Raw genomic sequence first — 15074 nt, 5'->3', positions numbered from 1 at the left:
TTTGAGGTCATAAGAGGAATCCTGATTTCGTCCCTTTCTCAACAGCTCTAGCACCTCATGTTCCAGCGTCGTTTCTGGGGGGTGAACACTGGGAATATCGGGCAAAAATTGTTCCAAGGAGGGGGTTTTGAGTCCTGGTGTGGGTAATTCTCCCATCATGGTTGAAAGGGGAATATCCCGATCGCGTCCTCCCAATCGCATTGAAAGCGCCTCAATAATCGCGATCGAGACGAGCTTGCATCCTAGATAAAGCTTTGCTACCTCTAGATTTTTGCGAGTTTTCAATATCAGATCTTGATAAGTTTCCTCATCTGGCTCTCCCATAAACCGCTGAAACACCTGTTCTGGAGACAGGAAATTCATAAATCCTTCCATATTTTGCAGCGATCGGCGATAGCCAGCAACCGTATAAGAATTGGCATTGATCAGCTCGTGATTCGTTTCGGGCAACAAATTCCAAGTATTGTCTAAGAAATCAGCCGAATTGGGGTAGGCAAAATTCTCCACATCCCGGTTGGACAGCCGCACACAGCGCTTAACGATTTCAATCGTTTGAGCCTCACTCCATCCAAAGCCAAACTGTTGATTAGCACTCATTAATCGCTGATACAACATCTCGCTAGGATTTAAACCCGATGGTGACAACGGACGAAACGGAATGGTCGCTTCAATACAAGCGATGATTTGAGCAATCACACCAGGACTCAAAACAGGCTCCAAAGACCGTGCTGCAATCAGCGCACTCAAGAATTCGTTTTGCCCTGCCATTGGAGAGAGTACCTGACTAGGAGCAAACCCAAATATCGTTGCGACAATGTCAAACATCCCAGAGGAAGGCATGTCAGTGGATTCTCGAATCACCAGCTGACCTTTGGCTTGCTGGCCTTTGACTCCCTTAACACCCTTAGCTTTGACTTCCTTAACAAAAGGAGCAATATAACTGCCGATGTTGATACTCACACCGTGATCGACTTGCACATACACCAAGTCATGGAATAAAGCGGCTAACACCTCAATGGCATCGACTGACCCACCGACCTCAAAAATGTGATCGGGAGTATGAAAATAACGCCAAGGGCCTGTCATGGTTTGGATAATCAACTCGGTGATAGTCTCAAGTTGTGTCGGCTCAACTTTGCCCTGTAGCTTTTCGATCGCCCAAACCAAACGCTCTTTGCAACGAGTGTGAGCAACTTCTAAATCCATAAGTACCACCCTTCTCCCCGATCTAAATCATTCCTGAAAGTCACGGACTCAGCAGCGCTAAAGACACGGACACGAGTAACCAGTACCTGGGCACCATGCGGCGAATAGCGCCATTTCGCCACTGCTGTTAGTAGTTACCTTACTTTACCCGATGAACGCGGGAACTGCCGTGAAGACTATTGGGAGAATACCTGGTTTACCAATGAGTCAGGGGAATATTGGGAGAAAAATTCTAATATTAGACTTAGTTCACCGTTCACGAAAAACTTCTCAAGCCCCCGACTTGTCGCTCCTTTGGAGCGCCCGCTTGCGCTAACAGTGGTAGGGACAATTCCATTATCCAAAATCCCAAATCGAATGACCGAGGTGTTGGTGCGATCGCTGGGTCACTTCCTGCTTAAAGAAACTGAGCGATAAGCCCAAACTCACATTGGCGTTACCGAACAATCAGCCTAAAGACCTAATTGCGTTACGTTTAATCCTAAAGGCTTGACATGCCTACTGAGGGGTTATAGATTTTTCTGTGTCAATATTTCAAAAATTAGCTTAACGTAAAAAAATATATATATTTAGCCTGGGTACCGAGATAGTAGGGTGGGATATTGGAGGTAGCTGATGTGCTACAAAGTATTGCTCAAGAGTCAACTAGTAGTAAAGCACTGCAAACTGCCCTATTAGAAAATCGCTTTTGCCTGTACTCTCAACCTATCATCCCCCTAACAGGTCAAGGAGGCGCACTCATTCACCAAGAAATTTTATTGCGGATGGTAGGACATAATGGTCAAATCATTCCGCCCAATAAATTTCTGCCCTATGCGGAACAACATGGATTGATGCCAGCGATTGATCGCTGGGTAGTGGAATCCTTCTTTAATAGCATTCCCAATCCCTGTAAATGTATGGCATGTCGGGCTAGGGGTGAATATTGTGGTTGTTTGAATTCCTTAAACTTATCAGGCTCCAGTATTAACGATGAAGAATTTCTTAACTTTCTGGAAGAAGCCGTAGCGAGCCATCTGGTTCCCCCTCAAAGCCTCTTGTTTGAAATCACAGAAACAGTGGCTCTGTCGAATATCGAAAAAACTAGAGAATTTATCTGTCGATTGCAGAAAATAGGTTGTCAATTTGCTCTGGATGATTTTGGTACAGGGATGGCGAGTTTAGCCTATCTGAAAGAATTGCCTCTCAACTTTGTCAAAATTGATGGGATATTCATACAGGACTTGGCGACTAACCCCGTTTCGGAAGCCATTGTGTCTGCCATTGTGCAAATTGCCCAGGTAAAGGGAACTCAGACAATTGCCGAATATGTAGAAAATGCGGCGATTCTAGAGCGGTTGAAAGCGTTAGGCGTCTGCTATGCTCAGGGATTCTACTTTGGCAAACCACAACCCCTTAGTTGGTTTGATACAGAGGTGACCATTTCTGGGCAACAACAGAGGTAGTGGCGATTGCCTACGGCATCTGCGGTAGCTCTCTTCCCAGCATTAGCGAGGTGGCGAGCGTCGGAACCAGCGTCACACCGACGGTTGTTGCTCGCGCTTAAATGGATAAAGTCGAGTCTAGAGACTGGTAAAGGTATTCTGAGTATACCCCTTTGATGAACTTGCTTCTTATCGAAGTCACGACACCACTAACGACAATATGGATAAAACAGAAACGACGCGCCAATTGGCTATTCTTGCCCCCGTACCAGAGGAACACCTTCTTTCCTGGCGAAAAGAGGGAGAACAGACAAAAGTAGCTTTTGGCAGCATGGCTTTTGAAGTGTTCCGTCAAGCCGATGAACTGCGGGGTGATAAAGCTGTGGAAGTGTTTATCTATGCGTCCTTGGCAGAAAATCGGCCTTTGAACTCAGAAGTCACATGGCACGGCTTGTATGTAAGTCACGTTCAGTCTCGTGGCGGTAGACACCCACAGGGAATGAAATATCGCCCTCCTTCTACAGCCAGCGAAAAGCCAAGGTGGGCTATTTTTTGGGAAGTTGAAGAACTTCAACCTTTATCCTCACCCATTGCGATCGCATCTTTCAAAGGATTAGGTAAAAAATCGAACTACCCGCCTCGCTTTACGCCGGAAGAACCCTTGCTGATTGCCTATCCCTAGCGTCTGCGAAAGCAGAGTTGCCCCTACGTTAAGATCTGAGTGAGCGATCGCCCATTTTTCACGAAAGACTTAAAACTAAGAAACGGTCAATTGTCGGATTTTGCGATAACCGCTAAGCCTTTACCGTAGCTAGTTTGAAGAGTCTTGGAAAACGGCTGTGTGATCGCTTTCTCAAGCCTCCTGAATAGGTAATAGAGGGGTAATCAGATCCAGTAACGCTGGGATGTTTCGCATCTGGAGCAACATCATCCCAAGGCACTTCTGAATGCAATGCTGCTCTGGAAACTCGCGAGATAACTGTTTTGTTGTCTCTCCCCTAATCGAAATTTGGTAGAGAATTGCTGATTGCCTCAGTACATCTGATGGTAACTGTTCTCGATTGAATCCTTGATCAAACTGCAATACCAATTGCCCAGCTCTGACAATACAAGTAGGGATGCACTATCGCAAGACATAGGTTACCTGAGCTGTGCCCGCAATACGAACCAAATAGGTAAAATTCCTTGATTTGCCACCGTTGGCAAAATTCTGTGATCGCTTGCCGAGGTAGTTTCTATCCGTTGCTGATTTCTGTTGACTCAACCTTATCATAAATCTCTTCAATCAGGATTTGAAATGGAATAGAGTTTAGAGAAACACTCCTAAGGTTTGTAGTTGCTGGTTCATCTAGACAGTAGCAGTAATTGTTTCCTGTGTTGGCATATCCAGCCGTAGTTATGCCATCTTGTTGTAAGTACCCCGTCAATCGAAGGAAAAGACAGACTCAATATCTGTCTGCTAGCAAGCCGTCAAATCCTCGTGCATTAAGTTTACTCAGCTTCATTACACAGTACTGCCATGACAACTGAGCAACCCAACCTACAGCAACTTGCTAAACAAGGCAACCCAAAAGCTATTGCTGCTATGTTGAACCGTTCTCTTCAACCAAAAGGTATCACAGCAAAGGCTTCTGTTAAAAATGGCTGTTTGCAGCTCATGTTGGAAGCACCAAAGGTTCCGCCAAAACAGGCTTATGTAGATTCTCTTCGTAAACGGCTAACCAATCTGATGCCTGCTGCAATCCAAAAAGTCAAAGTCTACGGTAAGCAGGTGGATGGGGATTTTCCAGAATGGCTCGAAGAGTTTAACTTGTCTGTTCAACCGATACAAGACCTCTCTGAATTAGCAAGGCAGGGAGATGTGAAGGCAATTAATACTTTGATCAACCAGTGGGTAAAACTTCATGGAGTTACGGCTAAAGTTAGGCTGAGAAGTGATTGCTTACAAGTAATGCTGGAATCAGCGGAATTTCCTAATCAGCAAGCCATGGTTGAGTTGCTCAATTCTCAAGTCTCTAAATTAGAAATTAAGTCTGTTAAAACGATGAAACTGTTTGGCAAGCAAACGGATGAAGATTTCCCTGATTGGCATCAAGAAATTAGCCTTGATTCAAAATCAAAGGTTCCATCACAACAATTTGCTGTATCGGATATTGCTATTTTAAACACTGAAGAGGCTGTGCAGTCTGCTACTTTAGCAGTAATTTTAAAAATTGATGTACAGCGGCTCTCTAATCAAATCTATGAGACTCTAAAATCAGCTTTCTATGAACCTATTTTAAGAAGAAAAGGAGAGGAAAAAGAAAAAAGTATTCATGAAGCTGCAAGAGATTTCATTGATGGCTTAGAAGCTGATTTTAAATTAGTACTTGAGAGACTCGGAAAGCCGTTAACTACATTAACCGAATCATTGGAAATCGAGTTAGATTCAACCAAGATTAGCTCTTTATTTTATGAAATTTATGCTCCCAACTTCTCAAGGGTGGCTTTAGCTATTAAGCAACTTGACAAAGTGACAACAGAGTTACTTAATTATGAATTTACTGAAGAGGAAAATACATTAACAAGTGTAGCTAAGGGGGCTTGGGCTGGATTTGTTCAGGGTGGAGGGCTTATAGACTCTTTAGGCAGTGCTGTAGGTAGTTTGCAGACTAATGATAAACAACAAAAAGAAAGGAAATTAATCCTTGAAAAATATCAAAGGAGTAGACAAAGAGTATTACAGGAATGGATAAGTAATTTGCAAGCTATCTACGAAGCAGTATGTAAGTATATATCAGATTATTATGATTTAAAATTAATTGATTATCAGTCTTTTAAACGAGCTGAAGAATTATGTGACAAAGCTATTAATTACTTGAATAATCAAAAATTTAATGGCGCAATAAGTGCTTGTGAGCGAGCCATTGAACTCAATCCTATTTTGGTGCGTGCTTGGAATTTGAAAGGATGTGCATTGTTAAACATAGCTCACTATGAAGAGGCAAGTAAAGATTTTGATAAAGCCATAGCAATTGATGAAGGATTTACTTTCGCGTGGCAAAACAAAGGAAATTCTCTGCAAAAATTAGAACGCGATGAAGAAGCAATTGTTGCTTATGACAAGGCGATTAGTCTTGATGACGATAATTACTCCGCTTGGTTGAGTAAAAGTCTATCTCTATATAACCTAAAGCGTTATAGTGAAGCAGTTAAAGCTAGTGAAACAGCAATTGCTATTGAATCAGAAGACTATGAAGCGTGGTATTTGAAAGCTGCTTGCGCCGCAGCGATGCAAGACTCAGAGCAAGTCCTAGAGAGTTTACAGAAAGCTTTGAATTTCAATTTTGAAGCCTGCCGCGAAAAGGTCAAAAATAATCCATATTTTGATTTTGACTTTATAAGGAATGACAACAACTTCAAAGCCCTCATGGAAGAGTCATCAGTTGGGATTAAATACAGCGAACTGAAGAAATTACTAGCAGGCAAAGCATGGAAAAAAGCGGATCAGGAAACTGCAAAAATTATGTGTTTAGCAGCAAAGCTTGCTGTGTTGACAATTCCCCAAGAGGAAAGAGAAGAAATCATTGTTGACCCTGATCAGCAATTGACAGAATTAGATGAGAGTATCATTGGAAAATTTCCTGGTGATGACCTGAATACTATTGACAAACTATGGATTAAGCATAGTGATGGAAAATTTGGTTTTAGCATCCAGAAGGAAATTTACCAAAGTCTGGGCGGAACTCAAGAGTTCAATGGCGAAATTAGAGACAAATTCGGTAATCAAACAGGCTGGCGAGTTTGTGAGAAAAAAAATAAATACTCTTGGCGTCGATCTGATCAATTTGAATATGACTTTGAAAAAGCTCCAAAAGGACATCTTCCCAGTTGTCTTTGGGCAGGTAAAGAAGACGGTTGGTTTTCAACAAATCGTCGCGATCGTCTGATTGCTCTCTTTGCTCGTATGGATGCCTGTTCAATCTCGAATACTCTGCACAAGTAATTCTTGAGGAAAGAACCCTTAAAGCAAAATCAGTTTTCATTAAACGTTAGCGTTAAAGATTTTGATGAATTTTTTAGTGATTTCGCTAATGGTACTATTAGGAATAGTTCTTACAGAAAAGATTCATGCTGAAACGTATATATATTGATAATTTTCGCTGTCTGGTTAATTTTGAACTTGACATTGACTCAATTAATTTATTTTTAGGCTCTAACGGAGCAGGCAAATCAACTGTTTTTGAAGTGTTACAGAAAATTCAGGCATTTGTCAGTGGTGACAATAAAGTAGAAGAAATTTTTAAATCTACAGACTGCACTCGTTGGCAAACCTCACCTATTCAACGCTTTGAGCTAGAAATTCTAGGTAATGGTGGCAGCTATAAATATGACTTGGGTATTGGTCACAAGCCGGATAAATGTCGTGTTGAGTATGAGCGCCTGTGGTTTGATAACCAACCTTTACTGAAATTTGAATTAGGGGAAGTTCAACTCTATCGAGACAATCATTCACTAGGGCCGCAATACCCATTTGACTGGTCACAGTCTATCATACCTTTATTGATGGCAAGGAATGACAACACCAAAGTAACTTGGTTTAGAGAACGGATCAAACGATTTATTATCGTGCGAATCATTCCTAGCTTGATGGTTGATGAGAGTAGCTACGAAGAAATGCGTTTGGCTATAAATATGGAAAATTTTGTTTCTTGGTATCGCTACCTCTCTGAAGATCAAGGCAAGGTTGCTGAAATAGGTGATATTTTAAGAGATATTTTGGATGGATTTACGAGCTTTAGGTTTGAACGATTCAGCGAAAAAAATTTAGTGCTTAAACTACGTTTTGCTGGAGGAACAGAGAGCAATAAACCAATTGAATATCACTTTGAAGAATTGTCAGATGGACAAAAAACGTTAGTAGCTTTGTACACGCTTCTTCATGGCACCAAATCTGAAGACTATACGTTGTGCATTGATGAACCCGAAAACTTCCTAGCCTTGCCCGAAATTCAACCTTGGCTCATTCAGCTTTATGACCTCTGTAGTGAGGGACAACTCCAATCGTTACTGATTTCTCATCATCCTGAGTTAATTAACTACCTTTTAGCTTCACCGATTGGCTATTGGTTTGAGCGTCAAAGTAATGCTCCGGTTCGAGTCAAACGAATTAGTAGTGAAGTTGCTGACAATTCTGGACTACCCGTTTCGGAACTCATTGCACGGGGATGGTTGAATGAGTCAGCGTAGAGTTCAGATTGTTATCCTTTGTGAAGATCGACAGCAAGAAGTTTTTGCTCGTTATTTTCTAAAAAAGCGAGGTTTTACAGGAAGATTCCGAGCTGAAATTTGCCCAAAAGGTAGCCAAGCGGGAGAGCAATATGTACGCACTCAATATCCAGTAGAAGTAAAAGCCTATCGTCAAAATAGAAACCGCGTGTCGATTGGATTAGTGGTGTTGATTGATGCAGATACGGGTACGTTGCAAGAACGATTCAATCAGTTAGCTCAATCCCTTAGTGAAGATTCCCAACAAAATCGTCAACCCGATGAAGCGATCGCTATCTTCATTCCTAAGCGTAATATTGAGACTTGGATACACTACTTGCAGGGAGAACTTGTTGATGAGGAGACAGGGTATTCAAAATTCGAGAAGAATGAGGCGACTTGCAAACCCTATGTTGAGAACCTGGCAGAGCAATGCCTTTCTCAGAACTTACCAGAAGATGCACCAGAATCACTTCAGGCGGCTTGCGGAGAATTACAACGGCTATTACTACTTTTAAAGCAATAAGTGCGATCGCATCACCAACTCACCCAACACAACTTGAAAACCTTACAAAAAAATAGAGAGTCGCAAAAAGTGACTCTCTCAATTATCAGGGTGCATCTAATAACCTTAGTATTGCACTTAGGCGTGATGGGTGTCACCCCCTATTCATGAAGAAGCGATGAAATTTGAGCAGGACTAATTCATCATTTCTTCTTCGTGCTCGTCGAGGCGGTTGTTTTCTTCTTCGTCGTCTTACTGCTCGACGATGTCCCCGCTGACTTACTCTTGGTTGAACTGGTTGACTTGCGCGACTTGCTACCTGATTTCTTCGTAGACTCCTTCGCGGATAAAAGCTCAACTGCCGCTTCCATCGTCATCTCTTCCACCGATTGCCCTTCTGGCAGAGAAACATTCGTCTTCCCATGTTTCACATAGGGGCCATAAGGGCCATCATAAATATTCACGGGTTCATTATCTTTGGGATGATCACCCAGTTCTCGTAACGCTTTCTTGGTTTTGCCTGCACCAGCGCGTCCTTTCTTCGGTTCTGATAATAGCTCTAATGCACGTTCTAGAGTAATTGTCAAGACATTGTCATGGGATTTGAGCGATCGATAGTCTTTCCCCTCCTTACCTTGGTCATGAACCACATAAGGGCCAAACCGCCCTAGACTGGCCTGAATTTTACCCCCTGTAGCGGGATGAGCACCTAAGGTACGGGGAAGAGCCAAAAGACCCAAAGCCATCTCCAAGGTCACATCCTCAATATTCACGCCCTTGGGTAAAGAAGCTTGCTTCGGTTTTTTGTTCTCTTCAGACACATCACCCAGTCGTACATAAGGGCCATAGGGGCCTCTCAAGACGTAAATCGGCTCACCAGTTTCTGGATGCCGTCCGAGTTTGTCCGGCCCTTCCGTTTTCTGCCGCAGCAGTACCTCTACCTGCTCTGGGTCGAGTTCGGCTGGCGTCACATCTTTGGGGATCGATGCCGTCACGACTCCATTCCCATTCTCGGCTTCGATGTAAGCACCAAATTTCCCAATCCGGACTTTTGCGGCTAGGTTCTCCAGTTCAACGGTGCGGGCTTCATTGGGATCAATCTGACTTTCTTGTTCTTTAACCTGCGTTTCCAGTCCCTTCTCTCCCAGATAAAAGCCCCGCAAGTAGGGCAGCCAATCCGCTTCCCCACTGGAAATTTCGTCGAGGGTTTGCTCCATTTTTGAGGTGAAACTAGTATCCACCAGGTTGGGAAAGTACTTTTCGAGCAAACCAGTGACGGCAAAGGCGGTGAAGGTGGGCACTAAGGCGTTGCCGTTCATTTGGGCGTAACCTTTGTCCTGGATGGTATCAATAATGCTGGCGTAGGTACTGGGACGACCAATTCCCTCACTTTCCAGCGTTTTCACCAAAGAAGCTTCGGTATAGCGGGCTGGAGGCTGAGTTTCGTGACCATCCGCTTCGAGTTCACGGCAGTTGGGATGGTCGCCTACTTTGAGTGGTGGCAGAATCACTTCCTGGTCTTCCAGTGCTGCTTCAGGGTCATCAGAGCCTTCAACGTAAGCGCGTAAGTAACCGGGGAAGTCGATGCGCTTCCCACTCGAACGAAAACCCGCATCTTCGACTTGTAGCTGAACGGTGATTTGGGTTTGCCGGGAGTCCGCCATTTGGCAAGCTACTGTACGCTTCCAGATCAGGTCGTAGAGAGCGAGTTCTCGACCCCCCAAGCCTGTTTCTTTGGGAGTCCGGAACGTGCTACCTGCGGGGCGAATCGCTTCGTGGGCTTCTTGAGCACCTTTGCTTTTGGTGGCGTACTGACGGGGTTTGGGGCTGAGGTATTGTTGACCGTACTTTTGCTCGACGCAACTCCGTGCTGCTGCGATCGCTTGTTCGGATAAATGCACCGAGTCTGTCCGCATGTAGGTAATATACCCTTGTTCATACAGACTTTGAGCGGTTCGCATGGTATCACGAGCCGACAAGCGCAGTTTCCGGTTGGCTTCCTGTTGTAGGGTCGAGGTGGTAAACGGGGCAGCAGGTTTGCGAGTGACGGGACGTTCTTCTAAATCCGTCACCGTCCACGTTTTATTGAGTAAGCGTTCTCGCAGTTCTCTCGCTTCGACTTCACTGAGTAATCGAACCTGCCGACCAGCGATAATTTGACCCGTGTTGGGGTCAAAGTCACCGCCCGTTGCCACCTTCACACCTGCTACGGTGACGAGTCTGGAATCAAAGGGAGTTTTGCCCTGCTCTAAAATAGCCTTCAAGTCCCAGTAACTCCCCTGACGGAAGGCTCGACGCTGACGTTCTCTATTCACCAGCAGGCGCACGGATACCGACTGGACACGACCGGCAGACAACCCCCAAGCAATTTTCTTCCACAGTAGGGGAGATAGGGTGTAACCCACCAATCGGTCTAAAATCCGTCGGGTTTCTTGAGCATGAACCAGTTGTTCGTCGATAGTACGACAGTTTTTCAGCGCTTTCTTAATTGCTTCCTGGGTGATCTCATGAAACACCATCCGCTTCGTGGGGACTTTCGGCTTGAGTACTTGCAGTAAATGCCAACTGATACTTTCCCCTTCCCGGTCTTCGTCTGTCGCCAGGACAAGCTCTGTCGCGTCTTTCAGGGCATCTTTGAGCTGCTGAACAATTTTCTTTTTATCTTTAGGAATGACGTATATCGGTTCAAAGTTAGCCTCTACATTCACTCCCAACTGCGCCCATTTCTCCTCTTTCACAGATGCCGGAATATCACTAGCGGACTGAGGGAGATCGCGCACATGCCCCATTGATGCCTCGACGCGATAGTCAGAGGGCAAGTAATTGCGGATGGTACGTGCTTTAGTGGGAGATTCAACAATAACAAGGGTTGACATAGCAACTTTTGAAAAAATAGCGGCTGGCTAAACAGTCAAATTGGATGAAGAGGGGGCGAAATGTCAAGAGGGCTGATTCAAAACGCTGTTCAGAGAATGATCAACGAGAAGCGTCAGCGCAGCGATTCCGCCCTGAGAATCGCCAGCCCTATTGCTAAATGTAGCTTGAGCTCCTTGTCTCTACTTATAGCCGATATCAACGGCGACCCCCACCTCTGGGGATGATGCCAGAATAAATGCCAAGCCCGGTCAAGCGTGAATTCTGGCTTGGAGATCGGAGCTTTCCTTGGAAGATAAATTCATGTAACCAATTCGACAAGGCGGTGTGATTTTACTATCTGTAGCACAGATTGTTAGTACAGTGGCTCCGCAAGAGTTCATGACAAAGCTAACTCACTTGACCTTAGCAGAAGGTGAGGTGACTGGGTACTAGTGCAGGGTGGCGGAAATAACTCACCCGTTGAGAGTGGGGGTGTGGAACCGGAGATGAGAGTTCTTAAGTCAGCGACATTCTTCTTCAGTCAGTGTCATTGCTGTTCAAATTGTTTGAGAAATTCTCGAAGTTGTTTTCCTTTAAATTCTTTAGCCAGTTGACGGAGATGGGTAGCAAACGGTACCCATTCCTGATCTAACTCCTCCAATTGGGTAGCCCGCCTAGCCAGCCCTCTGAGGTCGCCCCTCCTTGCCATATCGAGCAAGACAGCGACTTCTGCCGCAGGCGGAACAATGAAATTTGAATGTGAGATTTGAGATTGGGGATGAACCTCCTTTTGTTCTGGGCTATCGCTCGTTGTCTCTTCGTAAATCCATTCCAGTCCCAAATGGAGGCGTAATTTCTCTAAAAGCTCCGCTTCCCGAATTGGCTTGGGAAGAAAATCATCACAACCAACTTCCTGACTCTGCTGGCGATCGAAATTAAATACGCTAGCCGAGATGGCAATCACAACTACATCTTTAAATTCTGGTAACGTCCTGATGCGACGGGTCGCCTCAAATCCGTCCATCACAGGCATCACCAAATCCATAAATATTACATCTGGCTTAAACTCATGCACTTTATTAAGCGCGTCTAAGCCATTACTTACTTCAAGCACTTCAAAGCCTAAAGGCTCTAGGATATTGACGAGGACAGAGCGGTTCATCCACTTGTCATCTACAACTAAAATTTTCCGTTTTTCACCTTTGAAAGCAATAATATTTCGTTCCCAATTATTGACGAGATTATTTTGTAATCTAACCTCAGGTAAATCTAAATCAAGCCAGAAAATACTTCCTTGACCTAAGGTACTTTTGACATTGATTGACGCATTCATCAACTCAACTAATTGACGACTAATTGCCAGCCCCAATCCCGTTCCCTCAGTCTTCCGACTTTCCTCACCCACCTGCTGAAATGGCAAAAATATTTCTTCTAATTGCTGCTGTGCAATGCCAATGCCTGTATCTTCCACCTGAAACCGCAGTTTCTCCTCCTGATACCCGACTTTGAACGTTACACTTCCTTTTTCAGTAAACTTGACGGCATTGCCCAGTAAGTTAATCAAAACTTGGCGCAACCGTTTCTCATCAGCTCTGATGGCTTGGGGAAGAGGGGAAAGAGTTTCGTAAATTAACTCGATACCCTTTTGCTCGGCTCGAATACGGCAAATTTCATATATGCCATTAATAAATTCAAGAAAATTAAATTCTTTGGGGTAAAGCTCCAATTTTCTCGCTTCGATTTTAGAGAGATCTAAAATATCGTTGATCAGTGTCAGCAGATGTTCGCCGCACTGATGAATAATACCAACACCATTCTTTTGCTGCTCTGTTAAATCTTTATACTTTTTAAAAATTTGAGTGTAACCCAATATGCCATTGAGCGGAGTGCGGAGTTCATGGCTCATGTTAGCCAGGAATTCACTCTTGGCATGGTTGGCGGCTTCGGCGGCTTCTTCTGCACGTTTGCGATCGCCAATTTCTTGTTGCAGCAGTATATTGTTTTCTTGTAACTCTAACGTACGCTGTTCTACTTTTGTTTCTAAATTTTGGAGAGCTTCTTCTAAATCTGTATAAAGACGCGCATTTTCTATCGATATTGCTGCTTGCGCTGATAAAACTTTTAATACTTCTAATCGCTCAGAAGTGAAGGCATCAGTTGTTAAATTGTTTTCTAAATAAAGAATACCTATGAGTTTCCCCTGGTGGATTAGCGGCGTACATAAAACTGATTTTGGTTTGCTGTTAACGATGTAAGTATCTGTAGCAAAAATTCCTGGTGCAGACGCATCCTTCAAAACCACGTTTTCATGGGTTCTTTCTACATAATTAATTATAGATATAGGTAACTGCTGACTGTTATATACTGGAAGCGATTGCAACATTACAATGTCAGTCTGCTCGACATCGCCTTGTGCTTCTATGAGCAAATCACCTGACTTGTCTAAAATCAAAAAGCCTTTTTCCGCACCAGCATTCTCAATAGCAATTTTCATTAATTGATTCAACAAATTACTCAAAACTATTTCACCAGAAATAGTTTGCGCTGCTTTCATAACAGTGGCTAAATCTAAATTGGTAGTAGTAGAAGTATTACTTGTTGGGGTAGCTGTAGTTTTAATTCTGCTATAAGCTGATGTTCCAATGAGTAACTGGAAATATTTTTCTTCTAAATCCTCAACTTTACGTTGAGCGCCCCAAACTTGGTAGCTGTAATGAGCTTTTTGCAAATAAAGTTGGGCGATCGCTTCTTTACCCCACGATAGATAGAATTTGGCTGCAAGTTCCTGAGCGAGGGCTTCTTCGTTGATATACTCGTTTTCTTTGGCTAAAGCAATGGCTTGATCGTACATTTCCATTGCCTCAACTTTTTCTCCTAAAACTCGATGCCGTTCTGCTTCCACTAGATAGAATTTATGCAGATGATTCATTGGAACATGATGTGCCCATTTTTGCATCTTTTCTTGATTGGCTTGTACTCGATTGAGAATGCTCTGTTGCTCAAACCGTGAAGTATTGGGATAAATCGCCAACCGCGCTAGAGAATCATAGAAATGGAAGATTACAAAACTTAGCTGGCCTGTAGCTGCACCTAAATAAATTTCTCCTTGAACACTATTTTCAATCGCTTGTTCATAATGCCCGAACAAATAACAAAACAGAAGTTTGTTGCAGTATAAATATTGAATCGCTAATAAGTCATGAGTTTGCTGATGAAGTGGCAGCATTTTCTGCTCGTCGTAGACTTCACCCTTTAAAAGGCAGGGATTTTGAGTTTTTCCCATCATCGTTAAGATGGCTTGCCAATAGAGTTCGTGATAACACAACGTTGTTTCTTGTTTGATTTTATGAATGGCATCCCAGTATGTCGCCATTTCTCGTTCTAGTTGAATAAGTGGCTTCCCGGCAAAATATGAGTAGTAGCCGTATGTCATTGCTGCATAGGCAGCATATTCCAAATCTCCAGTTTCTAGCCCGCCCGAGTAAATTGACCAACAATGTTCTAGGCAATTCCTAAGAGGTTCTTTCCAATGCCGCACTAGAACATTGAATATATGGCGGATCTTAGTACTGACTTCTTTAGCATTCAATTGGGATATCAGAACTAAAGCTAATTGACCGAACTCATAGCCCCGTTCAATATCTCCCACAACTGCACATAGAAGAAAACCATAAAGGTTATAAGCAAAGGAGGACACGGAAGCATTGCCATGTTGGACGGATAAATTGACCTGCTTGCACACCACTAAAGGCACTAAGTCTGGAGCAGCCAAGTAGGAGACAGCAAATAAACTTGACAACAGCCTCAAGGTTGCCAGCTTATCAGGGTCAGTCATT

At 43.6% G+C, this 15074-nt stretch carries 10 protein-coding genes; 6 read left to right on the top strand and 4 right to left on the bottom strand.

Features of this window, described 5'->3' with window-relative positions:
- Positions 1-1206, bottom strand: a 1206-nt coding sequence (locus tag V6C93_RS20470; RefSeq protein ID WP_333478522.1) for a hypothetical protein, incomplete at its 3' end; no start/stop codon positions are given.
- A 294-nt stretch (positions 1207-1500) separates the two neighbouring features.
- Here V6C93_RS20470 and V6C93_RS20465 point away from each other — a divergent pair.
- From V6C93_RS20465 to V6C93_RS20455, 3 genes are all read left to right on the top strand, one after another.
- Entirely contained in the window at positions 1501-1623 is a 123-nt protein-coding gene (locus V6C93_RS20465) for a hypothetical protein (RefSeq protein ID WP_333478521.1), read from the top strand.
- Positions 1624-1823: 200 nt separating this feature from the next.
- Positions 1824-2651, top strand: a complete 828-nt coding sequence (locus V6C93_RS20460; RefSeq protein WP_333478520.1) for an EAL domain-containing protein — start codon at positions 1824-1826, stop codon at positions 2649-2651.
- 199 nt (positions 2652-2850) lie between these two features.
- Complete coding sequence (locus V6C93_RS20455; protein WP_333478519.1) at positions 2851-3312, top strand: hypothetical protein; 462 nt, start codon at positions 2851-2853, stop codon at positions 3310-3312.
- Between the two features lie 171 nt (positions 3313-3483).
- On the opposite strand, the gene V6C93_RS20450 is transcribed toward V6C93_RS20455, so the two are convergent.
- Positions 3484-3714 carry a hypothetical protein gene (locus V6C93_RS20450; protein WP_333478518.1) on the bottom strand — a complete coding sequence of 77 codons (231 nt, stop codon included), beginning with the start codon at positions 3712-3714 and terminating at the stop codon, positions 3484-3486.
- Positions 3715-4149: 435 nt separating this feature from the next.
- Between V6C93_RS20450 and V6C93_RS20445 the strand changes: the two genes are divergently transcribed.
- The 3 genes from V6C93_RS20445 (at position 4150) to V6C93_RS20435 (ending at position 8403) form a co-directional block, all read left to right on the top strand.
- The gene (locus V6C93_RS20445; protein WP_333478517.1) at positions 4150-6615 is read left to right on the top strand and encodes a GUN4 domain-containing protein; all 2466 of its coding nucleotides are present in this window, start codon (positions 4150-4152) and stop codon (positions 6613-6615) included.
- Positions 6616-6740: 125 nt separating this feature from the next.
- Complete coding sequence (locus V6C93_RS20440; protein ID WP_333478516.1) at positions 6741-7859, top strand: AAA family ATPase; 1119 nt, start codon at positions 6741-6743, stop codon at positions 7857-7859.
- Complete coding sequence (locus tag V6C93_RS20435) at positions 7846-8403, top strand: hypothetical protein (RefSeq protein ID WP_333478515.1); 558 nt, start codon at positions 7846-7848, stop codon at positions 8401-8403. Before V6C93_RS20440 ends, V6C93_RS20435 begins: the two co-directional genes overlap by 14 nt.
- Positions 8404-8585: 182 nt before the next feature.
- Here the strand turns inward: V6C93_RS20435 and topA are convergent, their stop codons facing one another.
- A complete protein-coding gene (gene topA / locus V6C93_RS20430; protein ID WP_333478514.1) occupies positions 8586-11258 on the bottom strand; it encodes a type I DNA topoisomerase in 2673 nt (890 codons plus the stop codon).
- 527 nt (positions 11259-11785) lie between these two features.
- Positions 11786-15074: ATP-binding protein (locus V6C93_RS20425; protein WP_333478513.1), on the bottom strand; the 3289-nt coding region annotated here is incomplete at its 5' end.

Source organism: Allocoleopsis sp. (genome assembly GCF_036703385.1).
GTDB lineage: Bacteria > Cyanobacteriota > Cyanobacteriia > Cyanobacteriales > Coleofasciculaceae > Allocoleopsis.
Note: the sequence above shows the minus strand (reverse complement) of the source record. Positions and strands in the feature narration are given on the sequence as shown.